Annotated in this window: 21 protein-coding genes and 3 pseudogenes; 13 read left to right on the top strand and 11 right to left on the bottom strand. The window is 68.3% G+C overall.

What is annotated here, in order from left to right; all coding sequences use genetic code 11:
• A pseudogene (locus C8N38_RS02735) lies at positions 1-525 on the bottom strand (transposase); the annotation flags it as partial.
• A gap of 347 nt (positions 526-872) precedes the next feature.
• Here C8N38_RS02735 and C8N38_RS02730 point away from each other — a divergent pair.
• A complete protein-coding gene (locus C8N38_RS02730; RefSeq protein ID WP_158272288.1) occupies positions 873-2321 on the top strand; it encodes a TniQ family protein in 1449 nt (482 codons plus the stop codon).
• 541 nt (positions 2322-2862) lie between these two features.
• Here the strand turns inward: C8N38_RS02730 and arsH are convergent.
• Positions 2863-3573: an arsenical resistance protein ArsH gene (gene arsH, locus C8N38_RS02725; RefSeq protein ID WP_425440003.1), complete on the bottom strand. Its 711-nt coding sequence runs from the start codon at positions 3571-3573 to the stop codon at positions 2863-2865.
• 211 nt (positions 3574-3784) lie between these two features.
• Between arsH and C8N38_RS22245 the strand changes: the two genes are divergently transcribed.
• Both C8N38_RS22245 and C8N38_RS21780 read left to right on the top strand, forming a co-directional pair.
• The gene (locus C8N38_RS22245; RefSeq protein WP_215731074.1) at positions 3785-4480 is read left to right on the top strand and encodes a DUF1348 family protein; all 696 of its coding nucleotides are present in this window, start codon (positions 3785-3787) and stop codon (positions 4478-4480) included.
• A 458-nt stretch (positions 4481-4938) separates the two neighbouring features.
• A complete protein-coding gene (locus tag C8N38_RS21780) occupies positions 4939-6333 on the top strand; it encodes a poly(ethylene terephthalate) hydrolase family protein (protein WP_108023637.1) in 1395 nt (464 codons plus the stop codon).
• A gap of 484 nt (positions 6334-6817) precedes the next feature.
• Here the strand turns inward: C8N38_RS21780 and C8N38_RS22240 are convergent.
• A pseudogene (locus C8N38_RS22240) lies at positions 6818-7252 on the bottom strand (LysR family transcriptional regulator); the annotation flags it as partial.
• Positions 7253-7395: 143 nt separating this feature from the next.
• Here C8N38_RS22240 and C8N38_RS22235 point away from each other — a divergent pair.
• The 6 genes and pseudogenes from C8N38_RS22235 to C8N38_RS02690 all read left to right on the top strand — a co-directional run.
• A pseudogene (locus C8N38_RS22235) lies at positions 7396-7542 on the top strand (hypothetical protein); the annotation flags it as partial.
• 28 nt (positions 7543-7570) lie between these two features.
• A complete protein-coding gene (locus C8N38_RS21585; protein ID WP_215731069.1) occupies positions 7571-7819 on the top strand; it encodes an NAD(P)H-dependent oxidoreductase in 249 nt (82 codons plus the stop codon).
• A 21-nt stretch (positions 7820-7840) separates the two neighbouring features.
• On the top strand, positions 7841-7963 hold the full coding sequence (locus tag C8N38_RS22100) for a hypothetical protein (protein ID WP_281258202.1): 123 nt from the start codon (positions 7841-7843) through the stop codon (positions 7961-7963).
• A gap of 54 nt (positions 7964-8017) precedes the next feature.
• Positions 8018-8317 carry a DUF1330 domain-containing protein gene (locus C8N38_RS02700; RefSeq protein WP_108023635.1) on the top strand — a complete coding sequence of 100 codons (300 nt, stop codon included), beginning with the start codon at positions 8018-8020 and terminating at the stop codon, positions 8315-8317.
• A gap of 41 nt (positions 8318-8358) precedes the next feature.
• A complete protein-coding gene (locus C8N38_RS02695) occupies positions 8359-9153 on the top strand; it encodes an NAD(P)H-binding protein (protein ID WP_108023633.1) in 795 nt (264 codons plus the stop codon).
• Between the two features lie 11 nt (positions 9154-9164).
• Entirely contained in the window at positions 9165-10148 is a 984-nt protein-coding gene (locus C8N38_RS02690; protein ID WP_108023631.1) for an aldo/keto reductase, read from the top strand.
• A gap of 374 nt (positions 10149-10522) precedes the next feature.
• On the opposite strand, the gene C8N38_RS02685 is transcribed toward C8N38_RS02690, so the two are convergent.
• The 3 genes from C8N38_RS02685 to C8N38_RS02680 form a co-directional block, all read right to left on the bottom strand.
• A complete protein-coding gene (locus tag C8N38_RS02685; protein WP_215731068.1) occupies positions 10523-11404 on the bottom strand; it encodes an acetamidase/formamidase family protein in 882 nt (293 codons plus the stop codon).
• Between the two features lie 69 nt (positions 11405-11473).
• The gene (locus tag C8N38_RS21580; RefSeq protein WP_215731067.1) at positions 11474-11629 is read right to left on the bottom strand and encodes a hypothetical protein; all 156 of its coding nucleotides are present in this window, start codon (positions 11627-11629) and stop codon (positions 11474-11476) included.
• A 251-nt stretch (positions 11630-11880) separates the two neighbouring features.
• Positions 11881-12504 (bottom strand): hypothetical protein, encoded by a 624-nt coding sequence (locus tag C8N38_RS02680; protein WP_170120291.1) that lies wholly within the window; start codon positions 12502-12504, stop codon positions 11881-11883.
• Here C8N38_RS02680 and C8N38_RS22230 point away from each other — a divergent pair.
• The 3 genes from C8N38_RS22230 to C8N38_RS02665 all read left to right on the top strand — a co-directional run bounded on the left by C8N38_RS22230 (position 12410) and on the right by C8N38_RS02665 (position 15511).
• Complete coding sequence (locus C8N38_RS22230) at positions 12410-12892, top strand: helix-turn-helix domain-containing protein (RefSeq protein ID WP_158272287.1); 483 nt, start codon at positions 12410-12412, stop codon at positions 12890-12892. The two genes, C8N38_RS02680 and C8N38_RS22230, sit on opposite strands and share 95 nt — an antisense overlap.
• 6 nt (positions 12893-12898) lie before the next feature.
• On the top strand, positions 12899-14002 hold the full coding sequence (locus C8N38_RS02670) for an acetamidase/formamidase family protein (protein WP_108023625.1): 1104 nt from the start codon (positions 12899-12901) through the stop codon (positions 14000-14002).
• 486 nt (positions 14003-14488) lie between these two features.
• On the top strand, positions 14489-15511 hold the full coding sequence (locus C8N38_RS02665) for a zinc-dependent alcohol dehydrogenase family protein (RefSeq protein ID WP_108023623.1): 1023 nt from the start codon (positions 14489-14491) through the stop codon (positions 15509-15511).
• On the opposite strand, the gene C8N38_RS02660 is transcribed toward C8N38_RS02665, so the two are convergent.
• Positions 15512-17413: an FUSC family protein gene (locus tag C8N38_RS02660; RefSeq protein ID WP_158272286.1), complete on the bottom strand. Its 1902-nt coding sequence runs from the start codon at positions 17411-17413 to the stop codon at positions 15512-15514.
• 959 nt (positions 17414-18372) lie between these two features.
• Between C8N38_RS02660 and C8N38_RS21355 the strand changes: the two genes are divergently transcribed.
• Positions 18373-18534, top strand: a complete 162-nt coding sequence (locus C8N38_RS21355) for a hypothetical protein (RefSeq protein ID WP_158272285.1) — start codon at positions 18373-18375, stop codon at positions 18532-18534.
• A gap of 1008 nt (positions 18535-19542) precedes the next feature.
• Here C8N38_RS21355 and C8N38_RS02650 read toward each other — a convergent pair.
• From C8N38_RS02650 to C8N38_RS02635, 4 genes are all read right to left on the bottom strand, one after another.
• Positions 19543-20181, bottom strand: coding sequence for an aspartate/glutamate racemase family protein (locus C8N38_RS02650; protein WP_075786079.1), 639 nt, complete (start codon positions 20179-20181; stop codon positions 19543-19545).
• Between the two features lie 3 nt (positions 20182-20184).
• Positions 20185-21024 carry an ABC transporter permease gene (locus C8N38_RS02645; protein ID WP_108023619.1) on the bottom strand — a complete coding sequence of 280 codons (840 nt, stop codon included), beginning with the start codon at positions 21022-21024 and terminating at the stop codon, positions 20185-20187.
• A 1-nt stretch (position 21025) separates the two neighbouring features.
• On the bottom strand, positions 21026-21859 hold the full coding sequence (locus C8N38_RS02640) for an ABC transporter permease (RefSeq protein ID WP_245895491.1): 834 nt from the start codon (positions 21857-21859) through the stop codon (positions 21026-21028).
• Positions 21860-22071: 212 nt separating this feature from the next.
• On the bottom strand, positions 22072-23346 hold the full coding sequence (locus C8N38_RS02635; protein ID WP_108023615.1) for an ABC transporter substrate-binding protein: 1275 nt from the start codon (positions 23344-23346) through the stop codon (positions 22072-22074).
• Positions 23347-23351 lie beyond the last annotated feature (5 nt).

The raw sequence follows: 23351 nt of genomic DNA, 5'->3' as shown, positions 1-23351 counted from the left end.
TCATCCCCTTGCGCTCCAGCATGATGCCCACGCGCCGATAGCCGAAGCGTCGACGCTTCTCGGCGATCTTGTGCATCTCCTCACGGATTGCAGGGTTATCGGGCGGCCGCTCACGCCGCACCGTCTTCGGATCGACACCGATCAGGACGCGGGCCCGGCGTTGCGAGATCGGATGATCCCTCATCGCCCGCAACACCGCGTCCCGCCGTTGCATCGGCGTCGTCACGGTTTTCCCAGCAGATCCTTCAGAACAACCCTCGCCATTGTCTCTCGGACCAATGGCGTTCCAATGGCTCGATCCAGCATGGCATCCGCCAGCAGGCGCTTCAGCTTCGCGTTCTCATCCTCGAGCTGCTTCAGCCGCTTGGCGTCCGACAGGTCCATCCCGCCATACTTGGCCTTGAGCTTGCAGAAGGTCGCGGGGCTCAGCCCATGCTTCCGGCAAAGTTCCGACGTGGGCAAACCCGCCTCCTGCTCTTTGAGCAGCCCGATAATCTGCGCCTCGGTGAAACGGCTTTTCCTCATTCGACTGCTCCTTCAGGTTGGGCAGACTCTACGCTACGGCGAGGGAACTTCCGGGGGGGGCAGACCAAGGTGTGTAGCTACGTCAGCACGTAAGCTGGGTATCGCGATTGACCCCGGCTCAAGTTTTCTGAGCGTGTGTTGTTCGCTGAGCATGGGGAGGCTGGCCGTGCGGTCAAACTCGTCAAGGATAGCCTGCGCCGCGTGATCACCAAGCGGCGCTCCCGGCTCGAACTCGAGGACGCCGAGCGCATCTTCGTGAAAAGCAATGGTCCCAGGGAAATGACACCTTTTCACCCCGGAGACTGGTCTTTCGTCGAGAGCGAGCTGAGGGCCATGGGATGGGTGCGATGAGAGTGCTGCGTCCATATCTGCCGTTTGACCCCGAGGAAACGACGTTGTCGTTCGCCAACCGTCTTGCGCTCATGCACACGGGGCGCGGTATGCGGCACTTCCTGCGTGATCTCAATATCAGCGCTCCGAGCTTCGTTTCGGGCCATGCGGCGGAAACCAGCGCACTTGCGGAGATGGTGGGCGTCGAACCCGAAGAGCTTTTGGCAAACAGTGTCGACGTGAAGCAGACTCATGCAAGCTTCAGGGACCAGCGACTGGCCCGGGCATTTCTCTCCCCGCATGCTGCACATTTCTGCCCGGCCTGCCTGGCGGCGGATGGTGCCCGCGAATGCTGGCGGCAACGGCTTATCTGGGGTTTTCGGCACGTTCACCGATGTGACCGCCATGGTCTTTGGCTCGCCCATTCAGACAATGCATCTGCAGAAGCGCTGCCCGATGCGGTCTCGGTTTCGACTTTCAAACAACGGGATACTGTCGAAGACCCCACGCCCGAGTACATTGGTTGGCTGAAATGCAGCCTCTCCAATATGAGTACACCGGTGTGGTCCTGGCTCGAGGGTCAGACCTTGGAGCAGGTCTTGAACGCGTCTGAGATGCTTGGAGCCGTCCTCGAGCACGGTCATGGCGTCAAGATCAAGAAGCTCGCCCCCATCGAAGTGGAGCAGGCGACAGACATCGGTTTCAGCATCTACCGCGAAGGCCCCGAGGCTGTGACCGAGGCGCTTGATACGATCCATGCAACGTCCCCGGCTTCGGCCGTTCAGGCGGGGCCTCTCGCCTACTATGGAGCGTTGTTTGACTGGCTTGATCGGCGAGCCAACGCAATCGATCCGGGGCCCATCCGAGATATCCTCCGTACGCACATCACAAAGTACTTTGCGATCGAGCCCGGCACGAACATTTTGGGCGAGCAAATCACCGCCCGCACCACCTATAGCTTCCAGGCTCTGAGCGACACGCTTGGAATTCATCGGCAGCGCTTGTCTCGGATCCTCCAGAAATTTGGGAAGGTTCCGATGGGGGCATCAGATAAGGAAAGCGGCAGGATCGTGTTCGATGCGGCTGAAATCTTGCCTCTGATCGAAGACTTCCAGACAGCGATCAGTCTTCATGACATCCCCGGCCACCTGGGGGCCAGCAAACGGCAGGTGGAGGTGCTATATCGGGCAGGTCACCTAGTCCCCCTGATACCTGCACCTGAGCGTGGTGCCGTCCGAAAGGTGGTCTTCTCCCGTCGGCATCTGGAGCAACTTCTTTCCAAGATTATGGTTCTCGACGAGCTGACAGATCCCGCCGATGGATGGCATCCTGTAGGTTATGCTTGTCAGCGTGGAGCTGGTCCGTTCGCGGACCTTTTTCCAGGATCATGTCGGGTGAACTCCGTGCGCTTCGTGCTCCTATGCAGCATGGCGTTGCCAGCCTTCGCGTCCACCTGGACGACGTGATTGGTTGAGCCCACCTAGCTCTGACGATCTTCCGCGATATGAGAAAATGCCCGCTTCGGCGGGTTTTTTCATGTCTCACGGGGTGATCCGGCCGGACCTTGAGGCCGACTTGGCCGCATCTTGACACCAAGGCACTTTGACTGTCACTTTAAGCATCTGATACGAAATCAAAAAATCTACGCCTTGGCCCCAACTTGTTCCCGATCCACAACCGCAAGGGCTTTCGGGATCATCCATCGGGCCGTTTCGGCGAACGGCACTGCTGTCGCCCGTTGAATGCCCGGCGTCCGGTGCGGCGCCTTTTGGGCCGAAGGCGCTGCCGACTGGCGGATCCCCGAGCGGCGCAGCGGGCCATGGCCGCGTCGGTCCGCAGAGATCCCGGGGCCTCTGTCCGCTGGAAGACCCCGGGGGAAGCTGAGCCATCCGGGCCGCCGGGCGCGCGCTGCGCCTCGTAGGGCCTCCCGACGCATCGACCCCTTTCCGTCGCGTCGTTGGCCGGTCGGCGAACCCGCCCGAAGCGACCGTTTCCGCCGGTGCCGGTCTAAAGGGTCTTCAGGTTCACCCGGGCCGAGAGCTCGGCATGGCTTTCCTTGCGCTCCGAGTAGCGGTCGACCAGATGGTCGCGGATGTCGCGCGTCAGAAGCGTGAGCTTCATCAGTTCCTCCATCACATCGACGATGCGGTCGTAAGAGGGCGAGGGCTTCATCCGCCCGGCCTCGTCGAATTCGGTCCAGGCCCTGGCGATGGAGGACTGGTTGGGAATGGTCAGCAGGCGCATCCAGCGCCCGAGCACGCGCAGCTGGTTGACCGTGTTGAAGCTTTGCGAGCCGCCCGAAACCTGCATCACGGCGAGCGTCTTGCCCTGGGTCGGGCGCACCGAGCCCAGCGACAGCGGAATCCAGTCGATCTGCGCCTTCATGATGGCGGTCATGGCGCCATGGCGTTCGGGCGAGGACCAGACCATGCCCTCGCACCACTCGACCAGGGCGCGCAACTCCGCGACCTTCGGATGGTCGGCCTCGACGCTGTCGGGCAAGGGCAGGTCGCGCGGGTCAAAAAACCGGACCTCGGCCCCGAGGCGTTCGAGAATGCGTGCGGCTTCCTCGGCGGCCAGGCGCGAATAGCTGCGCTCGCGCAGCGAGCCATAGAGGATCAGGATGCGCGGCGCATGGGCGCTGCGCCTGGCCGGGACCAGCGCGTCGGGATCGGGCAGGCGCAGCAGCGCGTCGACGAGGTTCGGCGTTTCAGGCAAGCCGGTCTTCCTTTTCCTTGAGGATCGTGTCTCGGTCCTGCCTGTCATGCGGCCCCGACGGCGGCCGGTCCAGCGGATTTGCGAGGGCGTCGGCGGCTGGAGAAGGGCGCATCCGCGTTGCCATTGCTGACCGCGGCCGGGAACAGGGTCGGTTTCGCGCCTTCGGGGGTCGCATGTCCGCCGCCCGCGTCCCCCGACACGCTGCGGCTGGCTGGGCAAGGATGCCGGGAACGTCCGCCATCGCGAAGTCGCCGCGCGGGCCTCCGCGTCCGGCCCCGATTGGCGGAACCCGGATGGCGTTCCGACGCGCCGATGCGCCGCCGAACGCGGCCGCCGGCCGATCGGGGCGCTTCTGGGCCCTGCGGGCAACCGGCTCTCGGACCGGTTTGTCCATGAGGCCCGCCGCCCGGGTGCCAGAGGGGGTCGTGCTTGCGGCAACGAGACATGGGATTTCGGCGCGGACGGCCCGATGATGGTGGGCCGCGCCCGGATCGGCGACCGGCCGATTGCCGGGACCGACCGGCTGTCCCGCTGGCCGCGTGGCCCCGGTCGGCCAGCCAGGCCTGTCCGACCCCGGCCGCTGAGCCCGCAGGGAAAGAGGCCCGCGAGGACCCGAGGCCTTGGCTCGGGACGTCCCCGGGGCCGCGCGGCAGAAGCGGGTTCCGGGTCGGGTCTTGGCCTTCGACCGGCACGGCGCGGGGCCTATCCCGCAACCCTTTTGCCGGGACGTGATCGAGGCGCTGGATGCGTCGGCGCCAGCGGGGGCGCGCGGCGTTCCGAATGGCGCGCGCCCGATTGGCCTTCCCGGCACCGGCGGAAACGGGGCGCTGCACAGCCACCTTGGCGTTCCGCCATCGGTTGGACTGGGCATCGCAGACGGCCGGGCCAGGGCCACCCCTGTCCATGACCGCGCGGCCCGGGCCTTTGCCGCCGGTCCCGGGGGCCGGACGCCCCGATATGGCGGCCGTTGCGCCTGCGGCCTCGCGCGGGGCAAGACGCTCGACCGCCCGATGCGGCGGTTCCGGCCGAACCGGGCGGTGCCGGGCAGGGCGAAAGCCAGGGCGGTCAGAAAAATGACGAAGGGTTCACAGCGGTGTTACCTGCGGTGGATACCCGACGGTCACGCGCTCACCAAGACCCTAAAATTCAGTTCGGATGACACGAAACGCGTCGCGCGTCGCGGCTCTGGCCGCGCGGCACCAGGACGGCCCCAGGATGGGTCCAGGACGGCGCCGATCGGTGCCGAAACGGCGAGCGACGGCCGCCGCGGCGGACCGGAACCGCGTCAGTGTCCCGTCCTGCGCCGCCGGATCGCGCGACAATCGCCGGACTGGCCGACGTTTCTCGACCCCAGGAGATCTTCACATGAGACATCTTCCCTTGGCCTTCTCGTTGCTGACGGCCGCGGCGGCGGCGACGCCGCTTGCGGCGGAGAACAGAATTGACGGCCAGGCGCCCAACGCTCCGGCTCTGGCGGCTTACGGGGATCTGCCCATCGGCGTGCGGCGGATCGATCTGGTCCATGAAAACCAGATCGACATCGTCGGCATCGATCCGGCGGCGGGCGCATCGGCGGATCTGCCGCGCTACGACCGGCCGCTGACGGTCGAGGTCTGGTATCCGGCCGTCGCGGGCGCGACGGGCGAGACCTCGCTTGATGTCTACCTGCGCGACGGGATCACCGAGGTCGCGCTGGAAGGCCGCGCGGTTCGCGACGCCGCCGCCGCGGACAGCGCCGAGCCGCTGCCGCTGGTGATCATGAGCCACGGCTATCCGGGCAACCGCTTCCTGATGGCGGAACTGGCGGAAAACCTCGCCTCGAAGGGCTATGTGGTCGCATCCATCGATCACACCGATTCGACCTATCGCAGCCAGGCGGCGTTCGGCTCGACGCTGGTGAACCGGACCCTGGATCAGCTGTTCGTCCTGGACGAGATGGAGCGGCTGAACGCCGACGCAAATTCGGGGCTGGCCGGTCTGATCGACACGCGCCATACCGGTCTGATCGGCTATTCGATGGGCGGCTACGGGGCGATCGTCACGGCCGGCGGCGGCCTGTCCGAAGCGGCGATGGGCTGGGCGCCTGCGAACACGCTGGCGATCCACGAGCAGGGCAGCGAGACCCACGCGGCCATGGCCGATCCGCGGATCAAGACCGCCGTGGCCATTGCGCCCTGGGGCATGAATTACGGTCTCTGGGAGGCCGAGGGGCTGGCGGCGATCGACGTGCCGATGCTGTTCATCGCGGGGTCGGACGACCGCACGGCGGGCTATGAGACCGGCGTGCGGGCGATCTGGGAAGGCGCGACCGGCGTCGACCGCTCCCTGCTGACGCTTGAGGGCGGCGGCCACCATGTCGTCGCGCCGATCCCCGCCCCGGAGGAAAGCCATGCCTTGGGCGTCGCGGATCACTACATCGATCCGCTCTGGGATCAGGTCTTCACCAACAATATCGGCCAGCATTTCGTGACCGCCTGGCTCGACATCGAACTGAAGGGCGACACCGGCAAGGCCCCCTATCTCGACCTGGTCGAGAAGGGCGACGACGGCGTCTGGTCGGTCAACGAAGACGGGTCCGTCAACCCGGATCACAGCTACTGGTTCGGCTTTGAGGAGGGCGCGGCCGCCGGGCTCCGGTACGAGGTCCTGGCCGCGGCGGAGGACCCGGCCCCGGTTCCGCTGCCGGCATCGGTCTGGCTGATCGGACTTGCCTGCGGCGCCCTTGGCAGCGCCGGGCGCAAACGCCGCCGGGCCGCCTGACCCAAGCGGGCGGTGCGGGGACGGCGACTGTCCGCCTCCGCGCAGGTCCTCTGCCGCCGAACCCTTGCCGCCGAACCCTTGCCGCCGGGGGCCCTTCCCGCAAAGCCCCGCCCGGCGGGTCCGGTGTCGTGAGCGAGGGGCGTGGGGGGCGTGTCCGAGGCGGGGACAGCGCTCGGCGCCCGCCTGCGCTTTCGGCCAGAAAGTCGGTCAGGGTCCGGACCCGTGCCGCCTTCCGGCCGTTCCGGGGAAAACAGAGAAAGAGCGCCGGATAGCGGCGGCAGCAGGGCTCCAGCACCGGCGCGAAGTCCGCCGCATCGGGCAGGCGGGCGCGCACTGGCTCGAACAACCGGCCGATCCCAAGGCCCTGCCGCACCGCGTCGGCGGTCACCTCGATGTCGTTGGTCGCAAGGCGCGCGGGCATGTCGATGGTCGGGTCCTCGCCGTCGCGCTCCTGCATCAGCGGCAGCCTCCGATGCGCGGGCAGGTCCTCTTCCAGCCGGTCGCCGAAGCGGATGCCCATGTCGAAGCCCTGTCGCAGGATATCGACCGTGCCGTGATCGTCCGAGATTTCCAGCCGGATCTGCGGATGGCGCGCGGCGAAGCGGGCAAGCACGGGCCGCCGCGGCCCGCACCAATGGGCAAAGCGGGCCACCGTGATCCGCACCGTGCCGCTGGGGGTCCGGCCCAGATCCTGCACGCTTTTCCACCGCATGGCTCGGCACCCGCAGCGCGTCCGAGCTGCGGCCCTGCAGCATTTCGCCCGCCGGGGTGATTTCCAGCCGCCGGGTGCTGCGGTTGAAAAGCGGCACCCCGTCTGCGTTTCGAGCGCTTTCAGAGACTTGCTGGCCGCGGGCACGCCGACACCCAGACGCCGTGCGGCGCCGGTGACGCTGCCCTCGGCGGCGATGACATGAAACACCCGGAGGTGCCCGTAAAGCGCCGGCTCCACCAACGTGTCCTTTCCTTCCGGGAAAGAAGGATTGGTCCATTCCACGGCCAATTGTCAAAAGCGCGCGGATCTGGATCGGCCCCGAGCTCCCCAATGCCCCCTCGGATCAAAGCATGACCAAGACACCCGTCATTTCCGGCCATCCCGATCTCGACCGGTCGACCGCGAACCGCATCATCCTCGACAGCCTGCGGGCGCAGCCCGGGATCGAGATCGAGCTGCGCCGCCTCGACGCGCTTTACCCCGATTTCCGCATCGACGTGCCCGCCGAACAGGCGGCCCTGTCCGATGCCGACGTCATTGTCTGGCAGTTTCCCCTTCGACTGCTTCGGCCTGCCGGGGCTGATGAAGACCTGGGTCGACCGCGTGCCGGTGCATGGTTTCGCCCACGGCGCGGAGGGCACGCGGCTGCAGGGCAAGCCGCTGATCCAGTCCTTCACCACGGGCGCTCCCGGGGCGGCCTATGCGTCGGGCCAGCCGATGACCTCTCCGCTGGAGGACTTTCTTCCGGCGCAGCTTTGCGGGATGGACGACTAGTCTCCCGTCATCTCGACCAGCATGAGACATGTCCCGGGGGTGAACAGTGCCGAGGACCTGCAAGCGGTGACGGACCGGGCGCGCGATCACGCGGCACGGCTGGCCCGCGCGCTGCGGGGCCTCGCGGCACGGCTGGCGGCCTGAGAGGGGGCGACTGGTGCGCCTTGTCCCCGATATGTCAGCCGGAAGGACCCGAACATGAGGCCTGCTGGCCATTTCGTCCTCGAACCCGACCCGCAGGACCCCGCGCGGATCGTCCCCCATGCCGAGAGGGTCGCGGCCGCGCCTGCGCGGTTCGGTGGGTGGCTGCTGGCCACTGGCGGCCGGACCGAAGCGGTCGAGGGCCGCGCGCCCGAGGGCAAGATCGTGAGGCCGCGGTTCGGCAGCATGGACAGCGCGCCTGGCTGGTACCGGTCCGCGGCCCATGCCGAAATTCGGGTCCACCGCCTCGCCGCGGGCCGGAACCGCGGCTATTTCGTCGAGCGGCTGCCCGGCTGATCGACGCGCCGGGCCAGTCGGACGATCCGAAGGACAGAAGAATGAAGGTGCTTGTGATCGGCGCCACCGGAGGCATCGGCAGACAGCTGTTGCCGCGTCTTCGCGCGGACGGGCACGAGGTGCGGGGCCTGCATCGCAAACCCGCACAGCCCGCCGGGATCGCCGAGGCAGGCGCGGTCCCGGTGTCGGGCGACATCGTCGGGATGACGGTGGACGACTTCACCCGCGCAGCCGAGGGCTGCGAGGTCCTCGTCTTTTCGGCAGGGGCGGCGGGCAGCGGGTCCGAGCGCACCACCGCGACCGACGGCGATGCCCCGGCCAAGGTCGTCGCGGCGGCCGAGCGGCTTGGCATCCGCCGCCTCTGCCTGGTCTCGGCCTGTCCCGAGGCCGGCCGCCAGCGCGCGCGCACTCCGGGTTTCGAACATTACATGGCCGAAAAGAAGCGGGCCGATGTCGCGGTTGCGGCCTCGGGGCTCGACCGGGTGATCCCGCGGCCCGGGACGCTGGTTCACGAAGGGGGCGAGGGCAGGGGCAGCCCCGGCCTCGCGGTGCCCTGTGGCTGGGTCGCCCGGGGCACCGTCGCCCGCGTCCTCGCCGGGCGGGTCGGTCTGCCCGGGATCCGGCGCGAGATCCTCGATCTGACCCACGGCGTCACACCCGTCGCGGCGGCGCTGGACGCGGTCGCGCGCGGCGAGGGCAGGACCCCGGTCGCATGGGGCATTCATGAGCCCTGCTCATGTCGCAAACAAGGACCCCGGGCGTTCCAGAGCTACGCGCGGGCGCTATGTCATGGCCGGACCGTCCGGGGCCGCGCCCCGGGGGCGACCAACGGATGAAGGGAAAATCCATGCAGAAGCGAACGCTTGGACAAGGGTTGGAAGTGTCGGCCCTCGCGCTTGGCGCGATGGGATACGGCAAGAGCCGCGAGATCGAGGATCGCGACCAGATGATCGCGCTGCTGCGGGCGGCGGCCGAGCGCGGCATGGACCTCTTCGACACGGCCGAGGTCTACGGGCCCTGGACCAACGAGGAAATGGTCGGCGAGGCGTTCCGGGGCATGCGCGACAAGGTCAAGATCGCGACCAAGTTCGGCTGGGACATCGACCAGAAGACCGGCGAGCATCGCGGCGGCGTCAACAGCAAGCCCGCGCAGATCCGGTCCTCGGTCGAGGGCAGCCTGCGCCGCCTGGGCACCGATTACATCGACCTCTGCTATCAGCACCGGGTCGATCCCGAGGTGCCGATGGAGGATGTCGCGGGCGTCGTGAAGGACCTGATCGCCGAGGGCAAGGTGCGCTGGTTCGGCCTGTCCGAGGCCGGGGCGGGCTCGATCCGCAAGGCCCATGCGGTGCAGCCGGTGGCGGCGCTGCAAAGCGAATATTCGCTCTGGACCCGCGAGCCCGAGGGCGGGATCCTGCCGGTCCTGGAAGAGCTGGGGATCGGGCTCGTGCCGTTCTCGCCGCTGGGCCGGGGGTTCCTGACCGGCAAGATCGACCCGGCCGCCAGCTTTGCCGAGAATGACATGCGGGCGAAGATGCCGCGGTTCGAGGCCGAGGCGCGCGCGGCGAACATGCGGCTCGTCGAGCTGATTTCGGGGATCGGCGCCCGCCACGGTGCGACGCCCGCCCAGGTCGCCCTGGCCTGGCTGCTAGCGCGCAAGCCCTGGATCGTGCCGCTCTTCGGCACCCGGCGGCTGGAGCGGTTCGAGGAGAACTGCGGCGCGCTCGACGTCGCGCTGACCGAGGCCGACATGGCCGAGATCGAGGCCGCCGGGTTCCGGCCGCAGGGCAATCGCTATCCCGAGGCTTTCATGAAGCTCTCGGGGCTCTGAGCGGGGCCTTGCTGCAGACCCGCAGCATGCCTCGTGCCGCGGCCTTCGCAGACTGACCGGTCCGGTCCGCGTCGGGCTTTTGGCATGGGGCTTTGGGTCCGGGCTGCCGGTCGGGCGGGCAGGGCATCGGATGCCGGATCACGGGAAGACGAGGCCCGGCCTCGCCGCGCCGTCGGCCGGACTGGTTGCAGACAGGCCCTGCCGTGCTCCGGCGCGGGCGGAGCGGTCCTCGATTGGCATCGGCGGGCGGACGGGCCTCGGGGTCGGCTGGCGCTCGGGTCGGGCGGCCGAGCGTGCGGGTCATGCCCGGGGGCGTGCCCGCCGCAAGGCCCCCCGTGCCGGGCCATCGTTTGGCTCGGGGGGGAGCCGGGCGGTCAGGCGCGGCCCGAGAAGATGTCCTTCTTCACGATGGCGTGCACGCCCCAGTTGCCGTCGACCACCTGCGTGATCCCGAAATCGACGCCGACCGACCGCAGCGCGCCCTCGACCGAGACCGGGTAATACATGATCGCGCCCTTGCCGATCCGCCGGTTGTCGACATTGCCGCCGGTATAGCTGGGCGGGACCGGTTCGACGAAATCGGCCTCGGCCGTGGCCACGCCAAGCGTGCCGAAATGCGGCCGGATCGGAATGCGGATGCCTTTCTGCACGTCGTAATTGCGGTCGGTCAGCGCATGGTCGACCGGCACGCCGGGATGGTCGATGGTCGGATGGGTCACGCCGAACGGGTCGGTCTGCGGAACCCATTTGAAATGGTAGACCGCCTCGGCCCAGCTTTTGTCGCCGGTGGCATCGACCTGATAGATCGTGATGACCTCGCGTTTCGCGCCGCCCAACATGTCGTTGTAATGATAGCCCCACCAGGCGGCGGCGTTCGACCGGAAGCTCTTGCCGGCGAAATCCGGATTGGCGCTGGGACGCGGCACGCAATCGAGGATGCGCATCTCGAGCACGTCGCCCGGCTCGGCGCCCCGCACATGGACCGGGCCGGTGAGGATATGCACCCCCTGACCGTCGCCCGAGCCCACCCTGTAGACCGCCGGATCGGTCGACCCCGCGCCCCGGCGGTCGACGCCCTTCCTGTCCTTCGTCCAGAGACAGACGCTTTCGGCGCCCTCATCGCCGTGAACCATGCGTTCCAGGTCGTCGTCGGCGTGATGGCTCAGCGTCTCGGGGGGCACGATGTCGCCGCTGTCGGTCTCGATCCGGGGCGCCAGCGTCTTGCTGGAATACCCCCCAATGGACCGTCTCGGCATTGGCGGGAAGATAGTGATAGGACGGGCGCCCCGGCGCCTTGGCGGCACTGGCCTGCGCCAGCGCGGGCGTCACCAGCGACAGCCCGCCGCCCCCGCCGCGATCAGCCCGCCCGCGCCGAACAGACTGGCGCCCAGCAGCCCGCGCCGGCCGGGGTTGATCTCTTCCTTGAACTGCCGGAAATGCGCCTCGAAATCGGGGCAGGTCGCATCGTCTTCACGACACATGATCGTCTTTCCTGTTGGGAAATATCTGGCACCGGCAGGCTCAGTTGGCGGTGGCCCGGTTTTGGCAAGCGCGCCCGCCCGGGGGCAGGGCGCCCGGGCCTTCCGTTACGGGCGGCGGAAAACGGCGCCATGGCAAGGAGTTGGCGGGGGCTGACCGCCGTCCTGCCGGACCGCCGCCGCAGGAGGGTCGCGCGTCCGGGAAACCGTTTGTGCATATGCGGGACAGCGCTTGCCGACACAGCCGCATAAAATTAAGGCATATGAACGGAAACCGGCCCGCCCCCCCCCGGATTTCCGGCACCGGGCGGCCGCTGCTGCGCCAGGCTTGTCGCGGGATGGACAGCGCTTTGGCCCCCGATCATCTGGATCTGTCGACGCTGCCCGAGGCGGGGCGCGCGGCGCTCTGGTGCGCGCGGCTGGCCGAATTCGGGCTGACCGCTGCGCCGCCCGACTGCGTCTCGACCCGGCTCGGCCGACAGCGGCTGGCGCGGCCGTTGGTGCTGGGCGGGTCGGTTGCCGCCGATATGGCGCGGACGATGCTGGCGGTTCTCGGCGCGCAGTTCGACGCGCTGACCCAGCAGGACCTTGCCGCCAGCGAGGGCGCCTTGCTGGACGTGCTTTGCAACGCCGTCCTGCGCGAGGCGGATCTGGACGACGGCGGGATGACGCCCGTTCAGGTCGCGCATTTCCGGCGGGTCACGGCCGCTATCGACACGCGGCTGGCGATGCAGGAGCTGTCCCTGCGCGATGTCGCCGGACTGGCGGGGCTGTCGCCGCGTTATGTTCAGCGGCTTTTCGAGCTGGGGGGGCGACAGCTTTTCCCGGCACATCCGCCAGAAACGGCTGGGGCGCAGCCGCGCCGATCTGCTGGACATGAGCCAGAACGGGGTCGGTATCGCCCAGATCGCGCATCGCTGGGGCTTTGCTGGCGCCGCGCATTTCAGCCTGTCGTTTCACGACGCCTTCGGCATCTCGCGCCCCGCGCGCTGCGCGCGGACAACCGGCATGCGCCGCTTCCCTACGCCGTTCGCGGCAATCCGGGTGAGGCCGCCGATCCGGCGGCGGTGGGCGCGGCCCGGCCGCCGGTGCGGCGGCCCGCGAGCCCCGCGGCGGAGCTGCCTGCGCCTGCGCCCGGCGATGGCGGCCCGGTCGATTTCGTGCTGCCCGCGCGGGCCGGTACCGTGCATCGGGGTCATATCAGCCGGTCGCTTCCGCCCGCCCTCCATGTGCCCTCCGGCGCGGTCGTCCGGGTCGAGACGCTGACCCGGCATGGCGGCGACGATTACACCTGCTTCGTCGAGGGCGATCCGGGGGCGGAAAGCGTCTTTCGCTGGACTCGTCAGGCCAAGGCGATCGACCGGCGCGGGCGAGGGTTTCGGCGTCCATATCTGCAGTGGGCCGATCCATGTCAGCGGCGCCGAACCGGGCGACGTTCTGGAGGTCGAGATCCTGAAGATCGCCCCGCGCCCCTCGGCCAATCTGCTGTTCCGGGGCAAGGCCTTCGGATCGAATGCCGCCGCCTGGTGGGGGTATCAGTACACGGACCCGCTGCCGGGCACGAAACGGCACGAGACGGTGACGATCTTCGAGGTCGATCCGGACCGCCCCGACGAGGCCCGCGCCGTTTATCAGTATCGCTGGACCCCGCAGACCGGTCCGTTCGGGATCGAGCGCGGCACGATGGACGATCCCGGCATTCCGGTCGACCACAGTCTGGTCGATCACCGCCGGGCGCTGGACGGCATCGTCGTGCCCGCGCGCCCGCATTTCGGCTTTGTCGGGGGCGCCCCGCGCGCGGCGGAGATCGTCGATACCATTCCGCCGGGCTATTTCGGCGGCAATATCGAAAACTGGCGCGCCGGTTCCGGCGCCCGCATCTATCTGCCCGTCGCGGTCGAGGGCGCGCTGCTGTCCATCGGGGACGGCCATTTCAGCCAGGGCGATGGCGAGATCAACGGAACGGGTCTTGAGATGTCGCTGACCGGCACCTTCCGCCTGAGACTGCACAAGTCCGGAACCGACACCGTCCCCGGGGTGCGCGGCCGGACCGCGCCGGTCATCGGGACGCCCGAGGCTTGGGTGATCCAGAGCTTCAGGTTCGAAAACCACCTGCGCGATCTCGGCCGCAGCGCCCAGACCGATGTCTACACGCGCTCTTCGGTGGATCATGCCTTGCGCCATGCCTTCCGCCAGGGGCGGCGTTTCCTGAGGGACGTCCACGGGCTGACCGAAGACGACGCCCGTGCCCTGCTGTCTGTCGCCGCCGATTTCAGCGTCACCCAGGTCGCGGATGGCAATTTCGGGGTTCATGTGGCGATCCGGCGGTCGCTTTTCCACCCGCCCGGGGGCTCGGCCAGGTCCGCAGGAGCCTGACCGCCGGGGTCGGCCGGCGGGTGAGACGATGCTTGCCCGAAGGGGCGCCGGCGCGACGGGCGATTGGCCGTTTCGCCCGCAATGACGGCAGGTCCTGCGCTAGGCCGGGCCGATGGCGCGACCAGCGCACCCGCGGCCCCACCGCCAGGGGCAGGATGCCTGGCGTTCCCGGCGCCTTTGCATGCATGCGCGGCGCCGATCCGATCATTAGGGTCTTTGGTCAACCGTCAGCGGGCGCCGCCAGTGGCGGCAATCGCAGGGTCCGAGTCCGCCCTTCCAAGGGACAACGCCCCTAATTCGTCGCGATCAACGGGTCGAGGGTCGGCCTCGGCCGAGGGCGCTTTGCCCCGGACTTTGCCGTGGCCCGACCGGGACAAGCGTCAGCCATATTGCCATCCAGGACAGGAAGCACAGGTAGATCTGCACCTGGATGCAGCATGTCACCGGCGCCGGGTCCGGCGCCTGACTTAAAGGAAAGGAGTTTCCATGCACGCAACGGTCATGCACGGCCCCGGCGACGTTCGCTATGAAGCCGTCGAAGATCCGAAGATCCTCAAGCCCACCGATGCCATCATCAAGTTGTCGGCCACCTGTATCTGCGGCTCGGACCTCTGGCCCTACCGGGGCCTGCAGCCGCAGGACGGTCCCGCGCATATGGGGCACGAATATTGCGGCGTGGTCGTCGAGGTCGGCAGCGAGGTGCGCACGGTCAAGCCGGGCCAGTTCGTCGTCGGGTCCTTCTGTCTTTCGGACAATACCTGCCCGCATTGCCAGTTCGGCTTCCAGTCCTCCTGCGAGCAGCGCGAGTTCATGACCGGCGCCCAGGCGCCCTATGCCCGGGTTCCGCTGGCCGACGGCACGCTGGTGGCCACCGAAGAGATGCCGGATGCCGGGATGATCCCGCATATGCTGGCGGTGTCGGACGTGCTTGGGACCGGATGGTACGGGGCGGTCGCGGCCAATGTGCGCGAGGGGGGAACGGTCGTCGTCGTCGGCGACGGCGCCGTGGGCCTGATGGGCGTGATGGCGGCCAGCCAGCTGGGCGCGGGGCGGATCATCGCCATGAGCCGGCATGAAAGCCGCTCGGCCCTGGCGCGCGACTTCGGCGCCACCGACATCGTCGGGGAACGCGGCAAGGACGGCGTCGCCCGGATCATGGACCTGACCGACGGCGTCGGCGCGGACTCGGTGATCGAGGCCGTCGGCATGGCGCAATCCATGCAGCAGGCGATGGGGGTCTGCCGCCCGGGCGGGACCATCGGCTATGTCGGCGTGCCCCATGGCGTCAGCTTCGACGGCGGGCAGCTCTTCTTCAAGCAGCAGCGGATGCTGGGCGGCCCGGCCCCGGTGCGCCGCTTCCTGCCCGACCTGATGGACAGGGTTCTGCAGGGCCGGATCGAGCCCGGCAGGGTGTTCGACCTGACGCTTCCCATCGCGGATGTCGCCGAGGGCTACCGGGCGATGGACGAGCGCCGTGCCATAAAGACGATGCTGCGGGTCGAGGAATGATCAGACCAGGCTCTGGCGGAAATCGTCCAGCAGACCTTCGAGTTCGCACGCGGCCTTCCGGAACGGCCTCAACTCGTCCTCGGGCAAACGCTCCTCGATGCGGCGGAGGGCAGACAGGCAGCGCTCGGGCCGGTCCGGCAGGTGGCCCACCCGCCCGATAAAGCCGGTCAGGGCGCGTGCCGCGCCCGGCGTCACGGCGCCGCGCTCCAGCAGGTCCTTCGCCCGCATCGTCGCATGCCCGAGATCGAGGATCGCAAGGCTCGCGCGCTGCCCCCGGTCCTTGGCGCGCGAGGCCTTTTCGGACAGGCGCACCAGACGCAGCGCCCGGTGATAGAGCCGCGCCCGCCAGACGGCGCGATGGGTCAGGGCCTGGTCGTCCGAAGCGAGGGCGGCCAGATCCGCGATCATCATGCGGAACTGGGTCCGAAGCCTGCGCCGCAACCCGGCGGGATAGACGAAGCGATAGGCCACGAAGGCCGTTATCGGTGCGGCGAGGATGGCGAGACCGATCTCGACCGAGTCGAGAAACTTGCCCGCCAGCGGCCAGACGGGTTGCAGCATGAGCATCAAGGTCATGTTGTAGTCGAAACTGATCGCCGCCGTGCGCCGATGGCCCACGAGAAACGGGCCGAAGAGGATGAAGGGAAAGGCCAGCAGGATCAGCTGATACTCGGCTCCGGCCAGCGGCCAGACCAGCCAGCGGCAGGCCAGCGCCCCCAGCGCGCCGAACAGCGAGCCGAGGAAGACGTTGCGCATCATGGCCCGCGGATTCTCGAAGGTCGAGAACAGCGAGATCATGATCGACAGGCCCAGCAGCAGATAGGGTCCCGCATGCCAGCCCGTCGCCTGCCAGACCGCGCCGAACAGAAGGATCGCGCCTCCGGCCCGGAGTGCGGCCTCGCGCGCTCCGATCCAGTCGCGCGAGATCACGGCCGGCAGCGAGCGGTCCGGCGTGCGGGCGTCCGGGTTTTGCCAGTGATCGAGCGCGAGGGCCAGGTCGCGCACCACGCCCAGCAGCCGGGGATGCGCCGCCACGAGGCCGGCCGAGGCCGAAAGCGTGGATCGTGCCCTGTCGATATGGTCCAGTCGCAGGTCGGCCGCGGCCTGACGGAAGGGCTGCGCCGCCCCGGGGCAAAGCGCATGCGCCGGGTTGCGACGGACCCAGAGCAGCGCCGACAATCCCGCCCCCAGGACGGCGCGGGTCGACCGCACCACGCGCCGGGACCGGATGGAGCCCGCCGCCTGGGGGTCGAGCCCGTCCTCGATACTGGCCATCTCCGCCAGCAGGGCGCCCCCCCGGTCCGGCCGTTCGGCATGCCCGTCCATCCGCGCGGCAAGCTCGTCGAGGATATCCGCGATCAGCCGGGCCGCCCTCCGGCGGATCTCGGGGCTTGCCGTGGGCGGCGCGAAGGCATAGCCGAAGACCATCGCCACGACGACCCCGGTCAGCACGGTCGCCAGCCGGTCGGCCCCAAGCAGAACCACGCGGTCGGGGAGGCTCGACTCGAGCAATGCCACCATCGCGGCGGTATAGCCGGCAAGCACCGTGCCATAGGACACGAACCCGCGCTGCACGTTGCCGATGCCCGTGCAGGCTGCCACCCAAAGCGCCAGCCCGAGGACCAGCAACAGGGGGTGCAGGCCGCCCGCCAGCACCAGAAGGATGCCCGCGGCCGTGCCGCTGACCGTGCCTGCGATCCGGAAGAAGCTTTTCTCAAGAAGCTGGCCGCGCGTCGGCTGCGACGCGGCCCAGACGGTCATCGCGGCCCATTGCGGATGCTCCAGCCCCGCCGCCCAGGCCACAGCCAGGGCCGCGCAGGCGGCGAGCGCGGTTCGGCCCGCGAAGGACAGGTGTTTCGGGTCGAATCCCAAGGTTGCCAGGACGGCGCGGCTTCTCTCCAAAGGTCCGGATCTCCAACGCTGATCATCCGTCAGAGCCGCGGCGGCGCCCGATTCTCGGGACGCTTTTGCGCAGGAAACCGTCCCTTCGGTCATGGCGGGGCGTGTGCCGCAGGCCAGCTGACCCTTGCCAGTTACCGGAGCGATGCCGCGAATGCCAGATGCAAGTCGCTCCCGGTGCCGGTGTCCGGGCCGAGACGCCAGTGAACGGGAACTTGCGCGCGCGCGTTCCGGGCGGACCCTTCGGATGGCCGGACTGGCCGGCCATTCCACCTTTCGGACCCCGACGGGGCTGTCACAGGCCGCCATTCCTCTCCCTCGGGGGCCGTTCTGTCCTGAGCGTCAGCGGCGTCCGCGACGATGCGGTCGCGGCCGTACCGCCGTGGAAGTTCGGCAAAAGCGGCGGTTCCGTTTTGGATCCATCCGGCAGACGCGGAGCCAGCAACCGCAATCCGGCCCGCGCGGCCGGAAATACGGCAACAGGCGGGTCCTGCTTCCTTCTCCGACTGCGGCGACCTGCGCCTTGAGCGTGTTGAGCATCGAAAGCGGTGCAATGCCCCCATGGTCCAGTGAAACACGGGCCTTGGGAGGATGTCTGCATGCGATCGAGGGGGCTGGACATGGCGCGCGATGGTGAGCCGACGCGTGGGGTGGTCTGGGAGTTTCCGGTTCCTGTCCACCCGACCGGCCGCCGAACGGATCGCGGGCGGGGTCGGTATCGCGGCGACTTCCCGCAAGATCGGGGCGAACGAGTCTTCCGCCGCGAAATCGGCCAGCCGACCCGGCGCAGGCCGCCTGTCGGAACGGGAAGAGCGTCCTGCACCGCCGCGTGCCGCGCCTTTTTGCAGAACGCGGGCAGACCCTGGCGGCGGCCGCATTCCCCGGCTGTTCCGTCGGCCGGGCCGTCCCGACCCGCTGATCGGCCCCGACCGCCCGACGGCCGGGCCGCGCGGCGCGACCTCATGGGGATCGTCGGGGACGGCGACGGCGTCGCCGTCATCATCCGCCAGTTGCCGGCCGGGGCCTGGCGCCGCGTCGTCGACGAGCCCGCCCGCGCCGACGCAATCCTGGACCGGCCCGGTCACGGCGTCCACAGGCGGGGGCCTGATGGCCTGCCGCTGTGAAAGACGCGCGGCCCGGGGAGGACGGAGACAAGCGGTGACCAGCGCCCGGCCGGTTGCCACCCGCGATGCCGCGCCAGCATCATGGGGCGCGCAGGACGCCGCGCGCGGCGGCTGTCCCGCAGGGGGCGAACCGCTTGACCGGTTCCCCTCGGGCGACATCGGGGAAAAGAGCCTGGCGGCTGGCCTCCGGCGCGACCGGATATGTCTGAGCCACGCACCGGATGCCGCCGAAACGGGCGACCGGGCGCTCCGGAAGCCGCAGGCCGGTTCCGGGACGCGGTGAAAGGCAAGGGCATACAAGCCTGCATCCCGGGACGGACGAAGTGCAACGGGACCGTCAGACAGGACAAGCGGCACAACCGCATCGGGATCATGTTTGGCCGCCTCGGGGACCGGCGCCGAGGTGCCACGCGAGTGGCCGCTGTCCGGGGACTTTCCTCTCTGCCATCTCGCGCACCGCAATCGTCATTTTCGGGCGATGATCAGGAATGCGTGCCGCCCCGTGCCTCGTGGTCCGCTTCGGGTTTCATGCGGCGGATGCCTTGCGCCGCGCGGGCGAACCGGGCGGGGGCGAGCGCCTGCGCACCGGTCTGGCCTGTGCCCTCGGGGTCGGGCCCGCCGCCGATGCGGCTCGTCCTCGACGGGCCGACCCATCCCCTCGATCTGGACGGCGTCGCCGCGATGGAGGCCGCCCTGACCGCCTGGGACATGTCAGCCGCGACAGGGCATGCCCCCCCGATCGCTCGCGCCGGACAGGACGCCCGATCCTGGGGAATGACGTCTCTTGTGCCGATCCCGATTCCGCCTCGGGAAGGCCCATTCAGGCCGCATCGCGGCAGGGTCCTTCGACAGGTCCGATCCGCCCGACCGGCAGTCGGGTTTTCCCGTCCGAAGCGCAGGTCAATCGGCCGAAGATGCGGGGACGGCGACGCGTCTGAGCCCGGCGCCGGGTGTCGGTTTCGTCTCGGGGCGCGAGGATTGCGCGGGCACGGATCGTTCTTGGGCGCCTCACAGCACCGAGATGAAGCGCGCGGCGGCCTCGACCCCGTCGATCACCGGCACCGGCAGCCGGGTGCGCAGATGTCCGGTGACCCGGGCCATCCCGGCGCAGCCGAGGATCACCGCGTCGATGCCGTCTTCGGCGACGGCGCGTTCAGCCTCTTCGGCGACGCGGGCGCAGGCGGCCTCGGTGTCTTCCTCAAGCGCCAGAACCGGCACGTTGCTGGCCCGCACCCGGCCCAGATGCTGCGACAGGCCATAGCCCCGGATATTGCCCTCGACCGTCGGGATCGCCGCGGGCAGCGTCGTCACCACGGAAAACCGCCAGCCGCGGAGCGCCGCCTTGTGAAAGGCGGACTGGCCGATGCCGATCACGGGGCAGGGCGCGCAGGCCCGCGCCTCGGCCAGCGCCGGGTCGTCGAAACAGGCCACGATCACCCCCTCGGCGCCGCGCCGGGCGGCCTGGGTGACCAGCTCCAGCAGCGGCGGCGTCGCGGCGGCGACATCCGCGGGCCCCTGGATCGCGGGCGGGGCAAGCGTCGAGGTCCAGCCCTCGAAGGCTGCGCCCGGGGCGGCGGCCTGGGCCATGGCGAGGATCGAGTCGGTCATGGCCGCGGTGGAATTGGGGTTGATGACGATGAAGGCCATGGCTCAGACCATCCCCTGACCGGCGTCCGAGCCTTGCCGGGCGCGGCGGCGGTTCATCGTCCAGACGGTGGCCAGGAAAACGCCGATCACGACCAGCGAGAAGGCGGTGGTCAGCGTGCCAAGCGCGAAGATGACGGGCGTCGTGACATTGGTGGTCATGCCGTAGATCTCCAGCGGCAGGGTGTTATGGCTGCCCGCGGTCAGCAGGGTGCGGGCGAATTCGTCGTAGCTGAGGGTGAAGCCGAACAGCGCCACCCCGATCAGCGAGGGCGCGATGATCGGCAGCACCACATGGCGGATCGTCTGCCAGGCGCTGGCGCCCTGATCGCGCGCGGCCTCTTCATAGCTTTTGTCGAAGCGGTTGAAGACCGCGAACATGATCAGCAAGCCGAAGGGCAGGGTCCATGTCAACTGCGACCCGAAGCCCGAGGTCGCCCAGTGCACGTCGAGCCCCGACTGGCTGAAGATCAGCCCGACGCCCAGCGAGACCAGGATCGACGGGATGACCAGCGAGGTCACCACCAGATAGAACAGCACCGCCGACCCGGCAAAGCGCTTGCGGAAGGCAAGCCCGCCCATCACCGAGACGACGACGGTCGTCACCATCACCATCAGCCCCAGCACGAAGGATCGCCCGAAGCTGCCCCAGATGTCGCCGACGGCCTGCTGCTCGAAGAGGTCGCGGAACCAGTGCAGCGAGACGCCCCGCATCGGGAAGGTCAGCCCGCCCTCGGGGCCCTGAAAGCTGAGAATGGCGATGGTGAAGGTCGGGCCGTAGAGAAACAGCAGGAACAGCGTGAAGAAGGCGGCCAGCACGTAGAAGGAACGGGGGCGGCGGTCCATGTCAAAGCTCCTTCCGGATGTCGACGAAGCGCAGCAGCAGGCCGATCACCATCAGCACCGTGATCAGCAGGATGACGGCGGTGGCGGCGGCCGAGGGGTATTGCAACAGCCCGATATCGTTCGAGATCAGGCGCCCGACATTCGCGGATTGCGAGCCCGACATGAAGCGCACGGTGATGAAGTCGCCCATCACCAGCGTGACGACGAAGATCGAGCCGATCATGATGCCGGGCTTGCACAGCGGAATGATGACATTCGTCAGCGTCTGCCAGCCGGTCGCGCCGGAATCGTAGGCCGCCTCGATCAGCGAGCGGTCGATCCGCATCATGGTGTTGAAGATCGGGACCACCATGAACAGCGTGTAAAGGTGCACGAAGGCGAGGATCACCGAGAAATCGGAATACAGCAGCCATTCCAGCGGCTCGTCGATCACCCCCATCGACATCAGCGTCGAATTGGCGATGCCGTTGCGCCCGAGAAACGGGATCCAGGAAATCATCCGGATGATGTTCGAGGTCCAGAACGGAATGGTGCACAGCAGGAACAGCGCGATCTGCCAGGTCAGGCTGCGGACATGGAAGGCCAGGAAATAGGCCACCGTAAAGCCGATGGTCAGCGTGAAAGCCCAGGTCAGAACCGCGTATTTGAAGGTGTTGAGAAAGACCTTGTAGGTGACGGGAGACGTCAGCAGGAACTGGTAATTGTCCCACTGGAAGGCCGGGTAGATCGAGAACTCGGTCGCGCCCCAGAAGCTGACGATGACGATCATCACGATCGGCAGCACCAGAAAGACCATCAGCACCAGCGCCATCGGCGAGGCCAGCAGCCAGCCCATGAGATGGCGGTTCTTGGTCCGGCCGGTCGCGAGCTGCGCCAATAGCGACGCCAGAAGCGATCCGAAAAGGCGGCGGTTCTTCGATAGGGCGGTCATGCAGGGCCTCACGGCGGGAAAGGGGGCCCTTCCCCCGGGTCGGGGGAAGGGCTGGGGCCGGGCGCTACGGAAGGCGTGAAACCCGCGCCGGCCCCAACAGGGTCGGGCTCAGGCCATCAGGCGGCGATGAACTCGTTCCATTTGCGGACCATGTACTGGTTCTCGTCCATGACCGCGTTCCAGCAGGCGATATGGCCCATGCGTTCCTCGAAGGACCCGCCGTCGCGGGTCTCGCCCGGCTGCGCCATCGCATCGCCATAGGGGTTGGTGATGACCTCGGTCGCGGGCTTGCCCTCGAACCAGTAGCCCCATTCGTTCTCGGTCATGTAATTCTTCGAGGTTTCCGGAACGGCCGAATAATAGCCCTGCCGCATCAGGAAGCCGCCGACCCAGCCGTCGAGATACCAGTTGATGTACTCATAGGCCGCGTCCAGCTCGAGCCCCGAGAGGTTCTTCGACAGACCGATGCCGCCGCCCCAGGCGCGGTAGCCCTCTTTCAGCGGCTGGTAGACGCAGGGGATGCCGCGCGACTTGACCGCGGTGATGGCAGGCGACCACATCGACTGGATCACGACCTCGCCCGAGGCCATCAGGTTGACGCTTTCGTCGAAGGTCTTCCAGAAGGCGCGGAACTGGCCGGCCTTCTTGGCCTCGGTCATGATCGCGAGGGTCCTGTCGATCTCGTCGCGGGTCATGTTGCCCTTGTTGCCATAGGTGATCTCGCCCATCGCCTCGCAGACCATGGCGGCATCCATGATGCCGATGGCCGAAATGTCCAGAAGCGAGGCCTTGCCCTTGAATTCGGGGTTCAGAAGCTCGGCCCAGCTGTCGATCGGACGGCCGATCAGGTCGGGGCGGATGCCCAGCGTGTCGGCGTTGTAGATCGTCGGGATCAGCGTCATCCAGCCGGTCTCGTGATCGGCGAACTTGGTCCCGTCCGGGCCGTCGGTGAAGCCCACGCTGTTGGGCGAGGTGCCCTGGGCGATGGTCGAGTCGGGCGTCAGCTTGCCGTCCTTGAAGATGCCGACGATCTTGTCGTAGTTCCTGATCTTGCTGACATCCATGCCCTGCAGGTTGCCGGTCGGCCAGACCTTCTTGCAGATCCAGTATTCGATATCGGCGATGTCGAAGGATTTGGGCTGGGTCGCGGCGCGCTGGGTCACCGCGTCGCTGTCAAGCGCGGTCATCTCCAGCGTGAAGCCCAGATCCTCTTTCACCTTCTGCGCCACTTCGTTGATGTTCGACACCCCGGTGCCGAACTGGCGCAGCGTCACGTCCTTGATGTTCTGCGCCCAGATCATCGGCGCCGGGAAGGCGCTGGCCGCAACGCCCGCGGCGGCGCCCTTCAGCAGGCTGCGCCGGCTCAGGCCGGACTTGGTGGCTTCGCTCATCTTTC

The organism is Rhodovulum kholense, from assembly GCF_003053725.1.
In the GTDB taxonomy this organism is placed as follows: domain Bacteria; phylum Pseudomonadota; class Alphaproteobacteria; order Rhodobacterales; family Rhodobacteraceae; genus Rhodovulum; species Rhodovulum kholense.
The sequence above is the reverse complement of the archived record's forward strand: the minus strand, read 5'-3'. Positions and strand labels throughout refer to the sequence as shown.

What these genes read in the sequence shown, in the direction of transcription:
- C8N38_RS02730 (WP_158272288.1), top strand. Translation starts at nt 873, where the DNA reads ATGAGAGTGCTGCGTCCATATCTGCCGTTTGACCCCGAGGAAACGACG.
- C8N38_RS21780 (WP_108023637.1), top strand. Translation starts at nt 4,939, where the DNA reads ATGAGACATCTTCCCTTGGCCTTCTCGTTGCTGACGGCCGCGGCGGCG.
- C8N38_RS21585 (WP_215731069.1), top strand. Translation starts at nt 7,571, where the DNA reads ATGCCGACGTCATTGTCTGGCAGTTTCCCCTTCGACTGCTTCGGCCTG.
- C8N38_RS22100 (WP_281258202.1), top strand. Translation starts at nt 7,841, where the DNA reads ATGAGACATGTCCCGGGGGTGAACAGTGCCGAGGACCTGCAAGCGGTG.
- C8N38_RS02700 (WP_108023635.1), top strand. Translation starts at nt 8,018, where the DNA reads ATGAGGCCTGCTGGCCATTTCGTCCTCGAACCCGACCCGCAGGACCCC.
- C8N38_RS02695 (WP_108023633.1), top strand. Translation starts at nt 8,359, where the DNA reads ATGAAGGTGCTTGTGATCGGCGCCACCGGAGGCATCGGCAGACAGCTG.
- C8N38_RS02690 (WP_108023631.1), top strand. Translation starts at nt 9,165, where the DNA reads ATGCAGAAGCGAACGCTTGGACAAGGGTTGGAAGTGTCGGCCCTCGCG.
- C8N38_RS02685 (WP_215731068.1), bottom strand. Translation starts at nt 11,404, where the DNA reads ATGCCGAGACGGTCCATTGGGGGGTATTCCAGCAAGACGCTGGCGCCC.
- C8N38_RS21580 (WP_215731067.1), bottom strand. Translation starts at nt 11,629, where the DNA reads ATGTGTCGTGAAGACGATGCGACCTGCCCCGATTTCGAGGCGCATTTC.
- C8N38_RS22230 (WP_158272287.1), top strand. Translation starts at nt 12,410, where the DNA reads ATGTTCAGCGGCTTTTCGAGCTGGGGGGGCGACAGCTTTTCCCGGCAC.
- C8N38_RS02680 (WP_170120291.1), bottom strand. Translation starts at nt 12,504, where the DNA reads ATGTCCAGCAGATCGGCGCGGCTGCGCCCCAGCCGTTTCTGGCGGATG.
- C8N38_RS02670 (WP_108023625.1), top strand. Translation starts at nt 12,899, where the DNA reads ATGGCGGCGACGATTACACCTGCTTCGTCGAGGGCGATCCGGGGGCGG.
- C8N38_RS02665 (WP_108023623.1), top strand. Translation starts at nt 14,489, where the DNA reads ATGCACGCAACGGTCATGCACGGCCCCGGCGACGTTCGCTATGAAGCC.
- C8N38_RS21355 (WP_158272285.1), top strand. Translation starts at nt 18,373, where the DNA reads ATGGGGATCGTCGGGGACGGCGACGGCGTCGCCGTCATCATCCGCCAG.
- C8N38_RS02650 (WP_075786079.1), bottom strand. Translation starts at nt 20,181, where the DNA reads ATGGCCTTCATCGTCATCAACCCCAATTCCACCGCGGCCATGACCGAC.
- C8N38_RS02645 (WP_108023619.1), bottom strand. Translation starts at nt 21,024, where the DNA reads ATGGACCGCCGCCCCCGTTCCTTCTACGTGCTGGCCGCCTTCTTCACG.
- C8N38_RS02640 (WP_245895491.1), bottom strand. Translation starts at nt 21,859, where the DNA reads ATGGGCTGGCTGCTGGCCTCGCCGATGGCGCTGGTGCTGATGGTCTTT.
- C8N38_RS02635 (WP_108023615.1), bottom strand. Translation starts at nt 23,346, where the DNA reads ATGAGCGAAGCCACCAAGTCCGGCCTGAGCCGGCGCAGCCTGCTGAAG.